Below are 17,982 nucleotides of genomic sequence, written 5' to 3' on the forward strand. Positions count from 1 at the left end.
GATCAGCGCTGCGCAGTGCGGTGGCTGGCGTCGGCCAGGTTGGCCTGGATCAGCTTCTCGATCAGTTGGTCGGCCGAGGCCAGTTGCTCCTGGTACACGTCAGTGGAGAACACCGCCTCGTGCGGGGGCTGCTGGGCGAGCGCAGGGCCGCTCTGGTCGTGCAGGCTGACGTTGACGTCCATCGACAGGCCGATGCGCAGCGGATTCTTTGCCAGCTCCTCGGCGTTGATGCGAATGCGCACGGGCACGCGCTGGACGATCTTGATCCAGTTGCCGGTGGCGTTCTGCGCCGGCAACAGGGAGAAAGCGCTGCCGGTGCCGACGCCGAGGCTGTCGACGGTGCCGGAGTACTTCACTTCACTGCCGTAGAGGTCGGAGCGGATTTCCACTGGCTGGCCGATGCGCATGTGTTTGAGCTGGGTTTCCTTGAAGTTGGCGTCGATCCACACCTGGTCCAGCGGGATCACCGCCATCAGCGCGGCACCCGGCTGCACGCGCTGGCCAACCTGTACGGTGCGCTTGGCGACGTAGCCGGTGACCGGCGCGATGATCACTGCGCGGGCATCGTCCAGGTAGGACTGGCGCAGCTTGGCGGCGGCGGCTTTGACGTCCGGGTGCGAGGCGATCACGGTGTCGTCGACCAGCGCGCGGTTGGTGTCCAGTTGCTGCTCGGAGGTGGTCAGCGAGCTGCGTGCGGTGTCCAGGGCGTCGCGGGCGTGGGCCAGTTCCTCCTGGGAGATGGCGCCGTCATTGGCGAGGTTCTGGCGGCGCTTGAAGTCGGCTTCGGCCTTGGTCAGAGCGACTTTCTTCGCGGCCACGTCGGCCTTGTAGCCATCGACGTTGCTGAACAGCCCGCGCACCTGGCGCACGGTGCGCGCGAGATTGGCTTCGGCTTGCTGCAAAGCGATGTCGGCGTCGCTGGGGTCGAACTTCACCAGCACCTGGCCCTTGTGCACCAGGTCGCCGTCATCGGCGCCGATGCTGACCACGGTGCCGGTGATCTGCGGGGTGATCTGCACGACGTTGCCGTTCACGTAGGCATCGTCGGTGTCCTCGTGCCAGCGGCCGTAGAGGATTTCCCAGGCGACGCTGGCGAGGCCGGCCAGGATGACGACGGCGAGCAGGATCAGCAGCCAGCGCTTGCGCTTGGGATTGCTGGTGGGGGTTTCTTGCGTAGCGGTGCTCATGTCGGGTGCCTCGTTCAGTGCGCGGCGGCCGCGTTCGCCTGGGCGAGCGGGGCGGGAGTGGATGTGGTGTCGGGCTGGTAGCCACCGCCCAGGGCCTGGATCAGTTGCACCGAGAGGTCTATGCGCTGGGCGTCCAGGCTGGCCAGTTGGCGCTCGGCGATGAGCAGTTGTTGCTGCACGCTGAGGGCGTCGAGGTAGTTGCCGACGCCTTCGCCGTAGCGGCGCATGGCCAGGTCGAAGTTGGATTTGGCGATGTCACGGGCATCGCGCTGGTCGTCGATCTGCTGCTCCAGCGAGCGGAGCTTGCCAAGGTCGTCGGTGACCTCGCCGAGGGCGTTGACCAGGGTCTTGTTGTACTGGGCGACGGCCAGGTCGTAGTCGGCATCCTTGCCCGCAAGGTTGGCACGCAGGCGGCCGCCGTCGAAGATCGGCAGGGAGATCGCCGGGGCGACCTGGAAGAATCGGCTCGGCGCCTTCAGCACGTCGCTGGTGTGCATCGCAGCCAAGCCGACCATCGCACCCAGGTTCACGTTGGGATAGAACTCGGTCTTCGCTGAATCGATGCTTTTCGACGCCGCCTCGACTCGCCAGCGCGCGGCGACGATGTCCGGGCGACGGCCCAGCAGTTCGGCCGGCAGGTTTGACGGCAGGCCCAGCGCGCCCGGCTTGAGCACCTGCGGGCGTTGCAGCTCCTGGCCCCGGTCCGGGCCCTGGCCGAGCAGAACGGCGAGGGCGATGCGGTCGCTGGCGATGTCCTGTTCCGCCGCCGCCAATTGCTGCTTGGCGCTGGCGACCTGGGTTTGCGTTTGTTGCAGCTGAACCTTGCTGTCCAGGCCGGCGTCCATTCGCTTCTGGCTGAGCTGGAAGAGATGCTGCGAGCGGTCCAGTTCGTCGCGTGCCAGGTCACGGGCGACAAAGGCGTGGGCCAGTTCGCTGTAGGCGCGGGCGACGTTGGTGGAGAGCGTGATCGATGCAGCCTGGCGGTCGACTTCAGCAGCGTTGGCCTGGCCGAGGGCGGCTTCCCAGGCGTCGCGCTGGCCGCCCCAGAGGTCGAGGTCGTAGCTGAAACTCATCGACAGGTATTTCACCGCCGAATAGCGGCCGCCCGTCGGTGCCGGCAGGACGCTTTCCGGTGCGCGGATGCCGGCGTAGCTGGCGGTGCCTTTCACGCTGGGCATGCGCTCGGCGTCCTGCGCTTGGGCGGCGGCGGTGGCCTGGCGTGCGCGGGCGCTGGCGATTTCCAGGTCAGGCGTGCCTTGCAGGGCTTCGCTGATCAGGCTGTCCAGTTGCGGGTCGCCCAGGCTGCTCCACCAGTGCTCGCTGGGCCAGGCGGCGGGCGACAGGGGCGCGCCGTCAAGGCTGACGCCGGCCTTCAGGGCGGCGGGATCGACGGCCTTGCCGCTGGTGGTGAGCCCGGAGTAGCTGACGCAACCGGACACGCCCAGCAGAGCGGCGAACACGGCGGCCGGCAGCAGGGCGAGGCGCAGGTGGTTCATCTTCATTTCTCCTGCGCCGCGCAATGGGCGGCGGCGCCGTGGGCGCGCAGGATCTTGTCGAGCAGGCCGGTGAGGGTCTGCAGTTCGTCGCGGGAGAGGCCGCCGACCAGCTCGTTCATGGCGGCAGCGGCGATGCGTGGTGCTTCGTCGTTTACCGCCTGCCCGGCGCTACTGAGGCTCAGACGCACACTGCGGCGGTCGTTCTGGCAGGGTTCGCGGACCAGCAGATCCTTGCGCGCGAGGCGGTCGAGCATGCGCGTCATGGAGCCGCTGTCGATGGACAGTTCACGGCACAGCTCGGCCGGGGTGTTGGCGCGGTCGTTACCGATGAAGAACAGCACCTTGAACTGCGCGGCAGTGATGTCCAGGTGCGCCAGGTGCTTGTCCAGTAGGCGATCCTTGAGGATGGCGGTGGCGCCCAGCAACTGGCCGATGGAGCCTTTGAATGGAAAATCCGCGACGTCGTAGTGATTCATGTCAAAACAGATAGCTGCTTAGGCAGTGAAATGTTTCGAAATGATACTGCCTAGGCAGCGATTGACAAGGTTCGATTGTCGCGATTGCGCAACAATCCGTTCGACGAAGCGCCATTGGATCGGGAATAACAACAGGTATGGCTGATTTCCTACGACCTTGGCGGTGCTTTATGCACAACGGCCGAAGCTTTAGGGCGCAAATCGCATATAAGATGTGATAGCAATCACTTATTTGCGTAAGTTTCTGTTTTTAAAGGATTAAATTTATATGTACAGAAAATGACCAGATCGCCGCGAGGCGGTCTGGGCGGTATGGAAGGGGGTGTTTTTCCAGGGTTACGAACAGAGTTATCCACAGGTCCTGTGGGTGAATCTCTGGAACGCCCGTCTCAGGTGCGTTCGGCCAGTAACAGCAGGTTTCTCGGGGTCATTCGGGGGGCGCAGAAGGCGCCCAGGGTGGTGCGATAGCCCTGCTCCTCAAGGAATAACGCGCGGTCCAGCAGCAACCAGAGCTCCATGGGGCGGCGGAACAGCCCGCGCACCAGTTCCAGGTTGCGGACTTGCGCCAGGCGCTGCCAACCCTGTACTTCCAGTGCCTGCCAGTCCATCTCGGCGGGCAGGTTTAGCCCTTTGAGTGCGGCGAGGGCGCGGCAATAGTCGGCAAAGGGCTTGTCCAGCCAGGTCGGCGATACGGAGGGGGTGGGCAGGTAGTCGGAACTGCCACGGATCTGCCGTTGCAGCAGATCGAACGCCAACCGCCGCGCCATCGAGCCGTCGCGCTGGCGCCGCACCCGCGCACCGGCGGTCACGGTTTCTGCCAATGGCAGGCGCAGGTCGTCCCGGGAGAGCACCAGGGCGGAACTTTGCGCGGCGTGCGAAAGCGGCTGGTAGTGCTTGCTATCGATACGGTTATAGCAGCAGGGCGCCACTGCCAGTTGGCGACAGCCATGGGCGCTGGCGAGCTGCAGCAGGCGCACATGCAGATCGCCGCAGGCGTGCAGGGCGAGGGCGGTGTAGCCGGCCTGCAAATGCTCGCGGACGTCCGGCGCAAGTACGTCCTGCTGGCGATGTTGGGCGCGAAGTTGAAGTCGGTCGCTCAGGCGTTGACCTTCCTCCACCAGGGTGTTGTCGAACTCCAGGCTCAGCAGTGGCTTGCCATCGCGGGCCAGCAGGCGGCCGAGATGACCCTTGCCGGCACACCAGTCGAGCCACTGTAGCGGCGCTTCTGCGAACTCCAGGCGGCTGGCAAAGGCTTCGATCTGCTGCCACTTGCGGCCGGGAACATCGACGGTCAGCAGGTTCGGCAGTTTGCCCAGAGGTCTTGCCGGGAGTTCGCCGACGGCTGCCAGTCGTGCGGCCGTGGAGGCGAGTGCGGGGAACGGCGCAGGGGCACCGAGTTGCTCGGGCGTGTTGTGCACCGCTTCGGCGTCTTCGAGGCTTCGGCTGCGTAGCCAAGTGGCCAGTTCAGGGTGGTCGCGCTCCCAGGGCAGCTCCAGCGCCGTGAAGGGCTTCGGCCGCCATAGCGCCTGATGTTCCAGTAGAAAGCCGTCCAGTGCCTGGAAGCGCTGGAGCAGATCGGAGCCGGTCAGGGGAGTGTCGTTCGGGAGCACGATGCGAAGCGGGAGAAAGCCACGGGGCGCGCATTATAGCGGCCCCGTGGGCAAGCGGCGCGCCGGTCAGCGGCCTTGCATGGAGTCCACCTTCAGCCAGTGTTCCAGCAGCCGGAAGATGCGGGTCAGCAACAGGGTGATGACCAGGTAGAACACCCCGGCGAGGCAGAAGAACAGCATGGCCTCGTAGGTGCGCGCGATGATGGTGCGGGTCATGCCCATGATGTCGAACAGGGTCACGGTGTAGACCACCGCGCTGGCCTTGAGCATGAGGATCACTTCGTTGCTGTAGGCCGGCATGGCGATGCGCGCAGCGCGCGGCAGGATGATGTGGAACAGTGCCTGGCGGCGGGACATGCCCAGCGCGCGGGCCGCCTCCACTTCACCCACCGGGATGGCGTGGATCGCGCCGCGCAGGATCTCGGCAATGTAGGCCGCGGTGTGCAGCGTCATGGTCAGCAGCGCGCACCAGTAGGGATCGCGCAGGTACGGCCAGAGCGGCCCCTTGCGCACACTCTCGAACTGGGCAAAACCGTAGTAGACGATGAACAGCTGCAGCAGCAGCGGCGTGCCACGGAAGAAGAATATGTAGGCGTAGGGCACTGCGCGCACATACCAGTGCCGCGAGGCGCGGGCGATACCCAATGGTACGGCCAGGCACAAGCCGGCGACGACGGCGATGGCCAGCAGCTCCAGGGTCAGGGTGGCGCCCTGGAGCATCTTCGGCATCCATTTGAGGATCAGCTCGAGATCGGTCATAGCTCGTTCCTCACGAAGCCGCGGCCGGCGCGACGCTCAAGGACGTGCAGGGCGGCCATGATGAAGACGGTCAGGCCCAGGTAGATGAAGGCCGCGGTCATGTAGAAGGTGAAGGGTTCCTTGGTCGCGTTCGAGGCGACCTGAGCCTTGCGCATGATTTCATCGAGGGTGATGAGTGAAACCAGCGCGGTGTCCTTCAGAAGAATCAGATAGAGGTTGCCCAGGCCCGGCAGCGCCACGCGCCACACCTGCGGCAGGACGATGCGCCAGAAGATGCGCGGGGCGGAGAGGCCCAGCGCCTGACCGGCCTCGCGGTGACCCTTGGGGATCGCCAGCAGCGCGCCACGGAAGACTTCAGTGGCATAGGCGCCAAAGCACAGGCCCAGCGCGCAGGTGCCGGCGGCGAAGGGCGAGAGGGCGAATTCGGGATAGCCGAACAGGTCACCGATGGCGTTCAGCCCGGCCACGGTGCCGAAGTAGATCATCAGTACCCAGAGCGTCTCGGGTACGCCGCGCACCACGGTGGTGTAGAACCCGCCGAGCATGCGCAGGAAGCTGTTCTTCGAGGTCTTGGCGACGGCGCCGAGCAGGCCGAGTATCAGTCCCACGCAGACTGCGGCGAGCGAAAGCTTGAGCGTCATCCAGGTGCCGGCGATCAACTGATCGCCAAAGCCGTGCAGGTCGAAAATCATGGGGAGTCACGCCTGAAGGCGCGCGCCGCCCGGCGAGGGGCGGCGCGGCACGTGCATCAGTAGATGCTGAAGGGGAAGTACTTGTCGTTGATCTTCTTGTAGGTACCGTCGTCGACGATTTCCTTCAGAGCGGCGTTCAGCTTGTCACGCAGCGGGTCGCCCTTGCGCACGGCGATGCCGATCTTGTCGTTGTCGAATACCGGCTCGCCCTTGAATTCGAAGTCCTTGCCGGCGTCGCTCTTCAGCCAGTCGTACTGCACGAACTTGTCGGCCAGTACGCCATCGAGGCGGCCCGAGGACAGGTCGAGGTAGGCGTTTTCCTGGGTGTCGTACAGCTTGATGGTGACGGTGTCGGACATGTTGTCCTCGAGCCAGGTACCGGCGATGGTCGCACGCTGGGCACCGATCACCTTGCCTTTCAGGTAGCCCTTGTCGGTCTTGAAGTCGGTCGACTTGGGCGCCACGAACTGCAGCTTGTTGGTGTAGTAGGGGTTGGTGAAGTCGACTGCCTGCTTGCGTTCGTCGGTGATCGACATGGACGCGACGATGAAGTCGAACTTCTTGGCGTTCAGGGCCGGGATGATGCCGTCCCAGTCGGAGGTAACGACGTCGCACTCGGTCTTCATCTTGGCGCACAGCGCCTTGCCGATCTCGATATCGAAACCGACGACCTGGCCGCTGGCGTCGATGCCGTTGAAGGGCGGGTAGGCGCCTTCGGTACCGATGCGCAGTTTGTCTGCGGCGATGGCCTGGCTCCCCAGTGCAAAGGTGGCCGCGATAGCCAGAACGATCTTCTTATAGTTGTTCATGCAGTGATGCTCCGTTAGCGGTGGCTGGACATGAATTGTTTACAGCGTGCCGATTGCGGGTTGTCAAATACCTGCTGCGGCGGTCCCTGTTCTTCTACCAGGCCCTGGTGGAGGAACACCACCTCGCTGGATACCTGGCGGGCAAAGTTCATTTCATGGGTCACCAGCAGCATGGTGCGACCCTCATCGGCGAGCGCGCGGATAACGTTAAGCACTTCCTGGACCATTTCCGGGTCCAGTGCCGAAGTCGGCTCGTCGAAGAGGATGACCTTGGGCTGCATCGCCAGGGTGCGGGCGATGGCGGCGCGTTGCTGCTGACCACCGGAAAGCTGCGCGGGGAAGCTGTGGCGCTTGTCGGAGATGCCGACCTTGGCCAGCAGGGCCTCGGCGATCTCGGTGGCTTCAGCGCGGGTCTTGCCCAGCACACGGCGCGGCGCCTCGATGATGTTGTCGAGGATGCTCATGTGCGGCCAGAGATTGAAGTTCTGGAAGACGAAGCCCAGTTCGCTGCGCAGACGGTTGATCTGCTTGTTATCCGAGGCGACCAGCGAGCCGTCCTTGGTTTTCTTCAGCTTGAGCTCTTCACCGGCGACCAGGATCTGGCCCTGGTGCGGGTTCTCCAGCAGGTTGATGCAGCGCAGGAACGTGGATTTACCGGAACCGGAGGAGCCGAGAATGGAAATCACATCGCCGTCGCGGGCGGTCAGGGAAATGCCTTTGAGCACTTCCAGGTCACCGTAACGCTTGTGCAGGTTACGGATTTCCAGTGCGGGTATGGCCGTGGCCATAGGGGGCTCCTCTATTGTTATTCGGACGCTTTCGCAGCAGGTCACTGCAGAATCGGGGCCATCCTGGCGAGGGCAACCTAACACGCACTCCGGAGTGCGCCAAGCGCCCATCGGCCGCGGTCGTCGGCTGTAGTGGCAAGTTGTCGCATTGCCGCTCGGCGTTGTCGCCTGGGCTGAACTAGCCGCGCCGCATCGGGGCGTCGGCTGATGGTGCGGGGGCGGGATAGTGCCAGTTTAGACCGGCCAGTAAAAGTCCGGCGGCCTCTGGGGCCGCCGGTTTGGGTTACTGCATCATCTGCCGTAGCTGCGGGCTGGGGTCTTCGATCGCTTCGGCGGGTGTGATGTCGTCCTGGGACTCGGGCGGCTGGCTGGCCATCAGGTTCGGATGCCCGGACAGGCGCGGGATCGGCAGCGGCTTGGCGTCCGCCAGGCCCGTGCCGCCAGCCTCGGTCGCATTGATTGAGGATTTGCGCGGCTGGGTCAGCACGTGGAAATCGGTGATCTCGATGATGCCCTTGCCTTCGGCGAGCAGGTGGAAAGAGAACGCCTTGCGCGCTTCCTCGTTGTCGAAGCCGAAGGTCACTTCCAGCGGCTGGTTGCGTTTGACCAGCGGGAATTCCGGCATCTCGATGGGCACCGGCTTTTCGAAGGAGCGCGTCTTGAGCGTCACTTTCGCCCCATTGGCGTCCATTTGGATCGCACGGATCTTCAGGCGCACCGTTGTATGGGTGTTGGCCGGAAACTCCAGGTACTGCGCGCCGATCAGGTTGTCGGTGTACTCGTTGTCGATCTGCGGCTTCAGGCGGATGCGTTCCTTGGTCGCGAACTGGTATTCGCGGGCCGACTGCGCCTTGGTCACCGACTGGTCGAGGATGTCCGCGCGGGCGGTCATCAGGCGAGCATCGCGGCCACTGTAGCGCCCGACGAACTTGGCGCTGTCGGCGATGAAGCCGTCACTCTGGTAGCGCCGGCAGACCTGCTGGAAGTCGCACTCGGTGAAGTTGCCCTTGCCGTCGTGATAACGCTGCATGCCGTTGGTGAACGAAACCATCTCGCGGCCTGCGCTGTATTCGCGGAACAGCGAGCGGCCGGCGATATCCTGCGGGGCCTTGATGGCGAAGTAGTCGAGCACCGAGGACTCCAGGTCGACATGGCCGTAGACGCCGGCCTTGACCGGCGGCAGCGCGGCCTGTTCCGGTGCAAGGATCAGGTTCAGGCCCCAGGCCGAGGCAAGACGCACGTTATCGATGCCGTGGGACTCATCGGAGGTGACGATCACCAGGGTGTCCTTGAGCACGCCTTTTTCTTCCAGGCCCTTGAGGAAGGCATCGACGGCGTCGTCCAGGTAGGCGACCGCCGCCTGGCGCGGTGTCGGGTACTTGGCCAGGTATTCCGGCGTTGCCGAATACGGCTGGTGGGTGCCAACGGTGAGCAGGGTGAGCATCCACGGCTGCTTCTTCTGGCGCAGTTGGCCGACGTAGTCCAGCGCGCCTTCGAAGAAGGCCTTGTCATCCATGCCCCAGGCGAACTCCAGGTAGGGCTTCTTCTTGAACCAGTCGCGGCCCAGGGTCTTGTCGAAGCCCATGGCCGGCATGACCTTGTCCTTGGCCATGAAGCGCAGCCCGGCGCCTTGCAGGAAGTGGGTGCTGAAGCCGGCCTGGTGCATCTGCGCCGGCAGGCATTCCGCAGCGCGGGTCGGGTTGCCCAACAGTTCGACGCCCTTGGGCGTGCCGTTGTCCAGCTTGCTGTAGTCGCCGCAGAGCATGGCGTAGAGGCCGCGAATGGTCTGGTGGCTGTGCACCACGTAGTCCGGCGTGGTCATGGCGCGCTCGGCCCAGGTGCTCAGGCGCGGCATCATCGATTCTTCGTAGCTGCTGCTCAGCGCAGCGCGGTTGGTGGCGACGTAGGCGCCGGGGATACCTTCCATGGCGATGATCAGGACGTTCTTCGCCTGGCCGCGGCCGGCCAGCAGCGGGGTGCCGTTGAGGTCGTGCTGGGTCAGGCCGGTGACGTCCGGGCGGACTTCCGGCAGGTCGCGGTCGCGCCAGTCCTGGTAGGCCATCTCGCCGCTGGTGACGGCGCGGGAGACGAGCTGGTGCGGCAGGTTGAACTGCTTCCACATCTCCGCGTCGCTGGGCTGGAAGTACTGCACGCCGGCGTGGGCGGCCAGCAGCGCGGCGGGCACGGCATAGGCATAGCGCGGCAGTGCCTTCTCGCGGCGGCGCCAGAGCAGGGCGCAAAGCAGGATGCCGGCACCGATCAGGATCGCCAGGTGCAGGTGGTTGAGACCGCCGCCCTCGGTAGAGTTGGCGACGAAGGTCGGGTCGGCGAGGAAGTGCAGGTCTTCCGGCGCGGGCATGCGGCCCACGGCGCTGACCAGCTCGGCGGTGCCGATCACCGACAGCGCCCAGACCAGCATCACCGGGATGGCGATGAACAGCCGTCGGTTGTGCAACGCAACGACCAGCAGCGTGCCGAGCGCGAGGTCCGACAGGTAGCCCAGCGGGGATCCCCAGCCAAGGCTATAGCGGCCGATTACCGGCACCAGCAGGAAGAGGGCAGACAGGGAAACCAGGTTGCCCCGGGAATTCCACCAGCTTATGAGTTTGCGCACAGTGACTCCGCTACGAAACATCGAATCCCGGAGGGTATCTCACTGAACTGAGAGAATCGTCCGGATGGTCATGATTCTGAAAGATCGATGTGCTATGTGCCAGTAGACACTGTAGTTCGGCAAACATTCGACACGAATCGTGCGAGCGGCCCGGGGCGGGGGAGTGACTTGTGCTGACTTGCGCGGGCGGAAACGAAAAAGCCCCTGAAATCTCGCGATTTCAGGGGCTGTCAGAGCGGCTCCAGATCATCAGCAAGGCGTGCTAGTGCTGACTGCATCGCTTCCGAGGATGACACTCATCGTTTTGGATGAAGCGTCGTGCGCTTCAGGCTAGGCTAGGGCGCGCGTGATGGATAGAGATGGCATCCTCGAGAAAGTGTTTCCCGGTGTCAGGATGACAACAGGTGCACTAGTCATTGCCGCTGTCTGATAGAGCGTAATCTTTGAAAGTGCTCTACGGTCAACGATCCATATAGAATCACCAGAAGACCGAATGATAATCCCATGGTTAACGCAAAAATATACCAGTCATACATGTTGTGCCACATAATATGCTGGTAGGCAAAGATATACCATGATGCATATCCGAAGAATCCGTAGAAATATATGATTTTCTCGTTATCTGTGGCTCTTCCGGTGCGCATTAAAAGCCCGAACAACATTGCGACTATGACATCTATCTGGCTCAATGAGAAGCTATTGGCGAACACTGAAAAAGCAGGGAGTCGCCATCTTCCAGCCATGGCCTCTATGAAGTTTGCGCTAAATGGGAACGGAACACCCTTAATGCTTTGAGTTCGACGCTGAACGTTTTCGTAAAACGTCTGGATTATGTCGCCTGGAGATGAGCCATTGTTCAAAGAGAGAAATAATATATGAAGTAGTAAGGCGCTCGCGAACGCCAGGAGTATCAGGGCAAAAGCAAGTGCAGCCATTTTCAATTTGTCGGAAAGATTTCCCTGTGCGAAAAGCGCGGCCGAGAAAGCTGTTAGCAAGGCAAAGATCGTGGAGAATTCGAAGCCTCGCAGGAAGTAAAGAATTCCAAAAATAAAAACTAACGTCTTGTTGAATTCCTGGTGGTGACGAAGTTGCATGGATATAAGAAATGCGGGAAGTACAATCAGGAATGAAGAAAAGTAGAGGTTCTGTGAGAAATATATTAAGCCGGAGCTGCAGCCTGCCAATAGTGGTATTAGGCATGCCAGATTGACCTTCTGGAGGCTGCAGAAGCATAAAAATATACCAACGATGAATATCGAGAGAAGAAGTGCATTCGCCAAGCGTAGGAGTATAAAGAAATGGTCAAGTTTTTCTTCGGTATCCAGTTTGGCCATCTTGGCTATAATGGTCGCTGGGATGGTTTGGATTGCCAGGTTTGAGACGTATGTCTTGTAATCATCCGGGCTGTATTCGTAGTTATCTTCTTGGTAGCCCTTGGTTATGATTGGGGCAAGGCTGGAGTCGTCTTTCTTTAATATATTTCTTTTGATGGTGTTTCTTACAATGTACTCGGAGAAGGAGTCGACTCTGTCTTCATATCGCCCGCTTCCGGAACCATAGTCAAAGCTGAGTCCTTGTGGGTTGAAGACAAAGAAAAAAAACACGGCAATCGTACATAAGAACAGATGTCGCCGAAAAACACTCTCCGTGAAGGGGCTAAGCATTCAATTTCTCCAGCACGTCATATATGGTTTCAATCCTTCCGACGAGGGAAGCACGGGAAGAGTCGCTCATCGCAGTCTTCTATCATCGTTTAGTCGATCAAGTTTACGTGGCCTAGTCGTCACTGTATCAGCTAGGCGCTCCGTCGCTTCCCAGCAGACGGTTGAATCATGGGGGCAGAGTCCTGTCTGGAAACTATTCGAACCGTCTCTGTCTCGAGCTTCCATTCGCTCGGAGGCTTGGGCTCGGCTTTGGTAAAGGCCATAGCCGTCGCCGGCGCTCAGGGTTGGTCGCGTATGCACTTCTTGGTAGCTTGCACTTATCCTGAACCGATTCGAGCATGTTCTAATCGCCCGTCAATAGCTATATAGAGGCGCGAATGCCTGTAGGATATTGATTCAGGAAGAGATTTTTAAGTGCTTCTTTCTTTGTTAGGGTTATACGCTCCGAAACAACTTTTGAATAGGATAATCAAGACCGAAAGATTACCTTTGAAGCTACTGATCTTGGTCGGTACTTCACCAACTGGATAGCGACGTACGGTAGGCAGTTCTATGCAGTTATAACCCAGTCGCGGTGCGCGATAGGATAGATAGGCCAGCAGTTCGTACGTCATGAATTCATCGCGAAACGGCGATATTCTCGGATCCAAGAGCATCTTCCGGCTATAAGCGCGAAAGCCCTGCGTAGTATCCGTCCATTTAAATCCGGAGAATATACTCAGCATCGGGGCGTGAATGAATCGAATAGCAAAATCTCGGGATTTAGGTGTGTTCACAGCCATGCCACCACTGATGAAGCGAGATGCCTGTACGAAATCGCTACCTTGCTCAAGTGAGTTTATAAACTGCGGGATAGCTTCGGGGTCATCCTTGTCGTTGCCATCGATGGTGACGATATTTTCATATCCTTGATCAAGAGCGAAGGCATAGGCGCAGCGCAATTGCGCGCTCAGCTTGCCTGGGCCGGTCTTGACGATCAGTCCGCGCACGCCAAGCCGTTTCAATTTTTCCGCGCCAAGAGAGCCATCTGTGCTTCCACCATCTACGATGATGATGTCGGCGATGCTGCTTACGCGAAGTCTTGACATTCGCTCCAGCAAACTACTGATGCGTCCACCTTCATTGATTACGGGAATAACAACACAGGAAGTGTGCTCGCGGCCTAGCCACACGGGCGTATCATAAGATGGAACTTTCCAGGACGAGCGAGAGGTAGCATTCATAGTATTAGAGGTCATTCCATTTCCATCAGGCGACACGCGCAGTGATCAGGCCAACGCCGATAATCACAAGTAGTATTCCAGCTATCGTAGTCCAATGAAATGTTTCGCGAAAAATCAAGATGGAAAACAACGCGACGGTAGCCACGGCGCCTGCCGTCAGTACCGGGTGTGCGATGTTCAGTGGCAGGCGGGCCAGTGCGGCGGCATAGAGCAGAAAGGCAGCACCATAAAGACCCAGTCCTAGCCAGAACGGCCAGTTCGCGAGCGCTGCCATTGGCTCAGTCAGAGATGGGAACTTCCTGGGGGGCATCATCGCCAGTTTTACCAGAACACTGGCGGAAGCATTGGACAGAATACCTAACAGCAGAATCAGCCACTTCATAACTAGGCCTCCGCTACTGGGCGATAGTACCGGTTGGCCACGATAAGGGCGCGCTCTATCGATGCGGCGTGGTCCTCATTGCTGGTGGCGACCATCTCGACCGACACCACGAGCCCCGGTAGCAGAGCCCGCAGTTCTTCGGCAATTTCAGCATGAGCGGCGGTGCTGTCACCCAGCGGCAGTAACCCGGGCTCGCTGGCATGGATGTGGCCTATCAGTGAGGTGCTGTCTTGAATCACCTGTCGCGGGTCTTCCCGATTGATCGTAATTGCGCCGGTGTCCAGCTGCATCCGAATGGAAGGATGGGCAACGTGCTCGACCACCGTCCGTGTCTCGGCGCTGTTCAGCATGAAGTTGGCGCCATAGCAGGCTGGATTCGGCTCCAGGCAGATGATCACGCCATGTTCCTGTGCTGTCTCGCCCAGGCGTCTGAAGAAGTCGACGGCGATCCGGAGTGCGGTGTGATCGTTCAGGCCGCTGCGGTCGCGATTCTTCGGAGAGCCGAATACCAGGCGCGTCGCTCCCAGCCCCGCCGCGATTCGGCAGACTTCACGCAAATGCTCCAATAGCGCGGTCTGACTCTCCTCTGAGCCAAAGACATTCAACCCGATGGTACCGAACAGTAGCGCTTGCATACCGGTGATTTCGATCCCGCGAGTTGCCCACCACTGCTTGACCTTGAGAATATCCGTCAAAGTTGTTTCTGCTGGAACGGGAAAGTACTTCCCTGGTGCGATATCGATAGCATCGATGGAGTATCGGTTGAGCAGTGCCGCAATCTGCTCATCCTCACTGACGTCCCAGGCAATGTTTGAAATAGCCAGTCTCACAGGACAGCTCCAGTGCTTTCTACCGGAGAAAGCGACTCGGACTGTGCGTAGCACCTGATCGCCAGGACCGTTTCCCGGACGTTGTACTGGTAACGGCCCTCGCCCTTGAATAGATGAGCATGCTTTGTATGCATGTCATAAACAGCCGCCGGTCGACTCTGAGCGTTCTCGAATGTCCGGCCAAAACCTTGGAAAGAAACGTCCGCGACACTGATGGGTTCGGATGTCAGGTGCACTTTTTTCAAACCGCCAGCCATCGCGATCTGGATATCGCTCCAGAGGTTGACCATCGGGTAGAATTGGAAAACACTCCGGCTATCGATCGACTCGACATTGTTACTGTTGAGAAAGTCGAAGATCACATTCTTGCGCAATCCAGGGCCAACCAGCCCTGGTAGGCGAACAATCAAGAAGTCTTCGAAGTGTTCTTCGATGAATTTTTCGAGCATACGGCGATGCAGGCCGTAGGCGTGCAGTCCTTCCTCAATGACTTCGGAGTCCTCGTCGACCTTTTGCGGGTTGGCGAACACGTCCACCGTACTGATTAGTACGAACTTCTTGCAACGGGTATGCCTCAGATTCTCGATCAACTCTTCGATCTTCTGGCGATCAGCTTCTGGTTCTCGGTTTGCTATCCACTTCTGGGCAGGTGCCCCGGCACAAACGATGATGTCGAAGACTTTGTCGCGGATATCCGAAATATTGCTCGACCGATACAGGGAGCTAAAATCCGCTTGTTTCAATAAGGTTCCGCCGACGAAGCCAGAGAAGCCGATAAGTGCGTTAGACATTTTAACCTCTACCTCAGATTTCGGCCTTGTCGCGACACGAGAAGGCTTCTCCATCGAGTTTTTCCAGAACATCATAAATATTGTCGATCTTCCCGCCCAGTACGGAATAGCAACCTGGCAGTTCTTCATACCGCTCAAAGAAAATCGGCCGCCCGTCGTCCCCTTCATTCTTCACGAGGACGGTTTTGACTTCGAATAGTGAGTCTTCGTAGGTGGCGCCTAGAGTTGCTGGAATGTAGCGCGCCACATCTCGAACCATGTGGTCGACGCGAGTAGCTCGATGATACTCTTGCAACTTCGCGTAGGGATCTAACTCCGGCTGGTCATTCCAGTGGACATGCGGCGTGTAGCGAACGTGGGAAAGGGTGTGTAGGCCGCGTGCTGGGAAGGGCATTATCGAGAAGTAGGGACCATCCATAACGGTGACTCCAATGTCTCGCAGCGGGTAAGGCATTGTCATCAGCGCCATTTCGGTAATTTCCTGTTTGAGTTCGGCTCGAACGCCAGGAAACTCACCTTTTAGATGGTTCAGCCCACTATAGGTGCAATTGAACAGGTAGCGGCAGCGGGTTGAGGCCTGATGCCCTCTGGCGTCTTCGGTACAAATCGTCAGACCGGACTTCTGCGATCGTGTGACGGCCAATGCAAGGGTGTTGGTGCATACCTGCACTCCGGCGTCAGTCAGTTCATTTCGAGCCCATTCAGCCAGTTTGGTAGAGTCAAAGGCGCACTCCTGAACCTGGAATACATCCTCGATGAGCCTGGGCTCAAAGAGCTGACGAAGCTGTGCGTCAATCGGCTGGATATCTGCGCCAATGTCCCGACAGAAGCGTTCGAACTGCCGTGCAGTGACTTTTGAGTTACGCCGAGCAATGGCGTAAAGCTTGGTGAAATCCTGATAAATGGCGCCAGGCCAGTCCCGGATAAAATTCGGGAAGTTCACACGGCTCCGGTACGCGGTGGTGAAACTTCTCGGGTAGTGATAGCCGTTATGAACTCTCGCCTGGTTATTATACGACGCTCGCCGCATAAGGTCCGATTCACGTTCTATCAGTAATACGTTTCTCAGTCCTCGCTGTTTTGCCAGATATATGGCAATGACAGCCCCATAGAAACCGCCGCCAATAACGACGGCGTCTTGAGGAGAGCCCAGTCTGCGAGTCACGATAGTCGCTCGCGGGGTGTTCCATCAGTCGGCAGCGATTTGATGGCTTCTTCGATGTTCAGCTTCTCTAGCCGGGTCATTCGCGCGCTGGTGAATTCTTGCGCGACATGGTATGAAGGCCCTTCGTTGGAGATGCTGGCCATGTGCAGGATATATTCGCCAAGTACAAGCAAGACTAAGGATATTAGGAAGAACATGCCGGATTGTTGAAGCGAGACGCTGATCCAGCCTGGCGCGACATCCGACTTGAAGATGCCGATGGCCACCACATAGATGCTGTAGAGCAAGTTCGCTACTGCACCGAACATTGACAGGTAGGTAACCAGGCGCATTGGTGTCCGTGTGGTGGAAACTAGCAGGCGCACACCCCTGTCAATACTCTCGCCAAGGCGTTTAGGGCGGGCCGCCTTAGGTTGCGTACTGTAGGTCAGATGAGCGCGAGAAAATCCCCCTGTCGCAGGCAGGTGCCGATAGCGTACCGCGGGCTGCGGATGCTGCAGGATGAAGTTGATCACGCGTTTGCTCAGCATACGGTACTGGGGTGCGTCCTTGGCCAAGTGCACTCCACTAAATGCGTTGTAGAGCCCGTGGAAAGCGATGCAGGCGCTCTTGTAGGCAAAGCTCTGAGCAGGTTTGCATTCGTTGTTGGCAAAAACGACATCGGCCCCGCCAACTGCGAGATTGAGCATTTTAGGAATAAAGCCAATGTCGTCGGCCAACGGGTCAATTACCGCGACGAAGTCACCTAGGGCATTCTCTAGGCCCACCCAGGAAGCAGTGTCGGAGTCGACTTCCTTGGTCAGCGCATAGACCTGGATATTGGCCAGACCATTTTCACCGGTCAATTGTTTGAGCTTGGAAATGCTGTCATCTTCAGATGCGTTATCCACGACTATTAGTTCGTAGCAACTAACAATCGAAGCAATCACCGCTTCCGCATCTTTGAGGATCTTATCCAGCTCGTTTGACTGATTCCTGACCACAAAAACGACGGAGAGGAAGCAGGGGAAAAATGACATATCAAACTCCCTTGACTTAGTCTGGACGGTTTAAATCAAGCACCTACGCCCAATCCTGAGAATTATAGGGTGTTAAAGCTGAACTCGGAAGACATTCGTGGCGGGTGTCATTTATTCGTCATTTCCCCTACTTGGCTGCATGGCTATCTTCGATATTCCCTTGGCTCATAGGTGGTCGGGGAGTGTATGGCAGGTGAGTCGCTTGTTTCGGCGTCCACATGGGGTGTCTGATGAGCGTCGCCGGAACAGCTCTCTCCCACGCGTTCCGTTTTTAGGGGTTCCTTCTCCGGTTGGCGCTCCCGATGAGGTATAGGCCTATGACGACGGGTTCGCTCTGTCCGGCGCTCGTCTGGTGCCAGAACTTATAACGTCATTCGGCGGCGAGAGGCGCTCGGGACGGGCGTTCTCGCTGGTGGGCGGCTGTCACGGACTGCAGGGGCGATTGACTTTGCAGGGCAGGTTGTTGCCCCGTAGGGC

The 17,982-nt window shown here is 59.4% G+C and carries 16 protein-coding genes; all 16 read right to left on the reverse strand.

Annotated elements, in window-relative coordinates; translation table 11 throughout:
• Positions 1-2 precede the first annotated feature (2 nt).
• The 16 genes from ACNFH5_RS20480 to ACNFH5_RS20555 all read right to left on the reverse strand — a co-directional run bounded on the left by ACNFH5_RS20480 (position 3) and on the right by ACNFH5_RS20555 (position 17,505).
• Positions 3-1,187, reverse strand: coding sequence for an efflux RND transporter periplasmic adaptor subunit (locus ACNFH5_RS20480; RefSeq protein WP_416749058.1), 1,185 nt, complete (start codon positions 1,185-1,187; stop codon positions 3-5).
• A 14-nt stretch (positions 1,188-1,201) separates the two neighbouring features.
• Positions 1,202-2,689 carry an efflux transporter outer membrane subunit gene (locus ACNFH5_RS20485; protein ID WP_416749060.1) on the reverse strand — a complete coding sequence of 496 codons (1,488 nt, stop codon included), beginning with the start codon at positions 2,687-2,689 and terminating at the stop codon, positions 1,202-1,204.
• Positions 2,686-3,159, reverse strand: coding sequence for a MarR family winged helix-turn-helix transcriptional regulator (locus ACNFH5_RS20490; RefSeq protein WP_416749062.1), 474 nt, complete (start codon positions 3,157-3,159; stop codon positions 2,686-2,688). Before ACNFH5_RS20490 ends, ACNFH5_RS20485 begins: the two co-directional genes overlap by 4 nt.
• Before the next feature lie 389 nt (positions 3,160-3,548).
• Complete coding sequence (locus ACNFH5_RS20495) at positions 3,549-4,769, reverse strand: methyltransferase (RefSeq protein ID WP_416749064.1); 1,221 nt, start codon at positions 4,767-4,769, stop codon at positions 3,549-3,551.
• A 66-nt stretch (positions 4,770-4,835) separates the two neighbouring features.
• A complete protein-coding gene (locus ACNFH5_RS20500) occupies positions 4,836-5,528 on the reverse strand; it encodes an ABC transporter permease (RefSeq protein WP_416749066.1) in 693 nt (230 codons plus the stop codon).
• Positions 5,525-6,220: an ABC transporter permease gene (locus tag ACNFH5_RS20505; protein ID WP_416749068.1), complete on the reverse strand. Its 696-nt coding sequence runs from the start codon at positions 6,218-6,220 to the stop codon at positions 5,525-5,527. The genes ACNFH5_RS20500 and ACNFH5_RS20505 overlap by 4 nt, the downstream gene beginning before the upstream one ends.
• Positions 6,221-6,276: 56 nt before the next feature.
• Positions 6,277-7,029 carry an ABC transporter substrate-binding protein gene (locus tag ACNFH5_RS20510; protein ID WP_138523706.1) on the reverse strand — a complete coding sequence of 251 codons (753 nt, stop codon included), beginning with the start codon at positions 7,027-7,029 and terminating at the stop codon, positions 6,277-6,279.
• Between the two features lie 14 nt (positions 7,030-7,043).
• Complete coding sequence (locus tag ACNFH5_RS20515; RefSeq protein WP_192433090.1) at positions 7,044-7,817, reverse strand: ABC transporter ATP-binding protein; 774 nt, start codon at positions 7,815-7,817, stop codon at positions 7,044-7,046.
• A 283-nt stretch (positions 7,818-8,100) separates the two neighbouring features.
• Positions 8,101-10,431: an LTA synthase family protein gene (locus tag ACNFH5_RS20520; protein WP_416749071.1), complete on the reverse strand. Its 2,331-nt coding sequence runs from the start codon at positions 10,429-10,431 to the stop codon at positions 8,101-8,103.
• Positions 10,432-10,844: 413 nt separating this feature from the next.
• Positions 10,845-12,095 (reverse strand): hypothetical protein, encoded by a 1,251-nt coding sequence (locus ACNFH5_RS20525; RefSeq protein ID WP_416749073.1) that lies wholly within the window; start codon positions 12,093-12,095, stop codon positions 10,845-10,847.
• A 410-nt stretch (positions 12,096-12,505) separates the two neighbouring features.
• Positions 12,506-13,333 (reverse strand): glycosyltransferase family 2 protein, encoded by an 828-nt coding sequence (locus ACNFH5_RS20530; protein WP_416749075.1) that lies wholly within the window; start codon positions 13,331-13,333, stop codon positions 12,506-12,508.
• 10 nt (positions 13,334-13,343) lie between these two features.
• Positions 13,344-13,700 carry an EamA family transporter gene (locus ACNFH5_RS20535; RefSeq protein ID WP_416749077.1) on the reverse strand — a complete coding sequence of 119 codons (357 nt, stop codon included), beginning with the start codon at positions 13,698-13,700 and terminating at the stop codon, positions 13,344-13,346.
• A gap of 2 nt (positions 13,701-13,702) precedes the next feature.
• Complete coding sequence (locus ACNFH5_RS20540; RefSeq protein ID WP_416749078.1) at positions 13,703-14,530, reverse strand: sugar phosphate isomerase/epimerase family protein; 828 nt, start codon at positions 14,528-14,530, stop codon at positions 13,703-13,705.
• Positions 14,527-15,321 carry an NAD-dependent epimerase/dehydratase family protein gene (locus ACNFH5_RS20545; RefSeq protein WP_416749080.1) on the reverse strand — a complete coding sequence of 265 codons (795 nt, stop codon included), beginning with the start codon at positions 15,319-15,321 and terminating at the stop codon, positions 14,527-14,529. Before ACNFH5_RS20545 ends, ACNFH5_RS20540 begins: the two co-directional genes overlap by 4 nt.
• A gap of 13 nt (positions 15,322-15,334) precedes the next feature.
• Complete coding sequence (locus tag ACNFH5_RS20550) at positions 15,335-16,486, reverse strand: FAD-dependent oxidoreductase (protein ID WP_416749082.1); 1,152 nt, start codon at positions 16,484-16,486, stop codon at positions 15,335-15,337.
• The gene (locus tag ACNFH5_RS20555; RefSeq protein WP_416749084.1) at positions 16,483-17,505 is read right to left on the reverse strand and encodes a glycosyltransferase; all 1,023 of its coding nucleotides are present in this window, start codon (positions 17,503-17,505) and stop codon (positions 16,483-16,485) included. Before ACNFH5_RS20555 ends, ACNFH5_RS20550 begins: the two co-directional genes overlap by 4 nt.
• Positions 17,506-17,982: the final 477 nt, after the last annotated feature.

It is taken from the genome of Pseudomonas sp. NY15435, from assembly GCF_048068295.1.
Lineage (GTDB): Bacteria > Pseudomonadota > Gammaproteobacteria > Pseudomonadales > Pseudomonadaceae > Pseudomonas.

Coding starts and splice junctions, on each gene's coding strand:
- ACNFH5_RS20535 (WP_416749077.1), bottom strand. CDS start 13,700: ATGAAGTGGCTGATTCTGCTGTTAGGTATTCTGTCCAATGCTTCCGCC.
- ACNFH5_RS20480 (WP_416749058.1), bottom strand. CDS start 1,187: ATGAGCACCGCTACGCAAGAAACCCCCACCAGCAATCCCAAGCGCAAG.
- ACNFH5_RS20545 (WP_416749080.1), bottom strand. CDS start 15,321: ATGTCTAACGCACTTATCGGCTTCTCTGGCTTCGTCGGCGGAACCTTA.
- ACNFH5_RS20485 (WP_416749060.1), bottom strand. CDS start 2,689: ATGAAGATGAACCACCTGCGCCTCGCCCTGCTGCCGGCCGCCGTGTTC.
- ACNFH5_RS20490 (WP_416749062.1), bottom strand. CDS start 3,159: ATGAATCACTACGACGTCGCGGATTTTCCATTCAAAGGCTCCATCGGC.
- ACNFH5_RS20515 (WP_192433090.1), bottom strand. CDS start 7,817: ATGGCCACGGCCATACCCGCACTGGAAATCCGTAACCTGCACAAGCGT.
- ACNFH5_RS20500 (WP_416749066.1), bottom strand. CDS start 5,528: ATGACCGATCTCGAGCTGATCCTCAAATGGATGCCGAAGATGCTCCAG.
- ACNFH5_RS20505 (WP_416749068.1), bottom strand. CDS start 6,220: ATGATTTTCGACCTGCACGGCTTTGGCGATCAGTTGATCGCCGGCACC.
- ACNFH5_RS20530 (WP_416749075.1), bottom strand. CDS start 13,333: ATGACCTCTAATACTATGAATGCTACCTCTCGCTCGTCCTGGAAAGTT.
- ACNFH5_RS20555 (WP_416749084.1), bottom strand. CDS start 17,505: ATGTCATTTTTCCCCTGCTTCCTCTCCGTCGTTTTTGTGGTCAGGAAT.
- ACNFH5_RS20510 (WP_138523706.1), bottom strand. CDS start 7,029: ATGAACAACTATAAGAAGATCGTTCTGGCTATCGCGGCCACCTTTGCA.
- ACNFH5_RS20525 (WP_416749073.1), bottom strand. CDS start 12,095: ATGCTTAGCCCCTTCACGGAGAGTGTTTTTCGGCGACATCTGTTCTTA.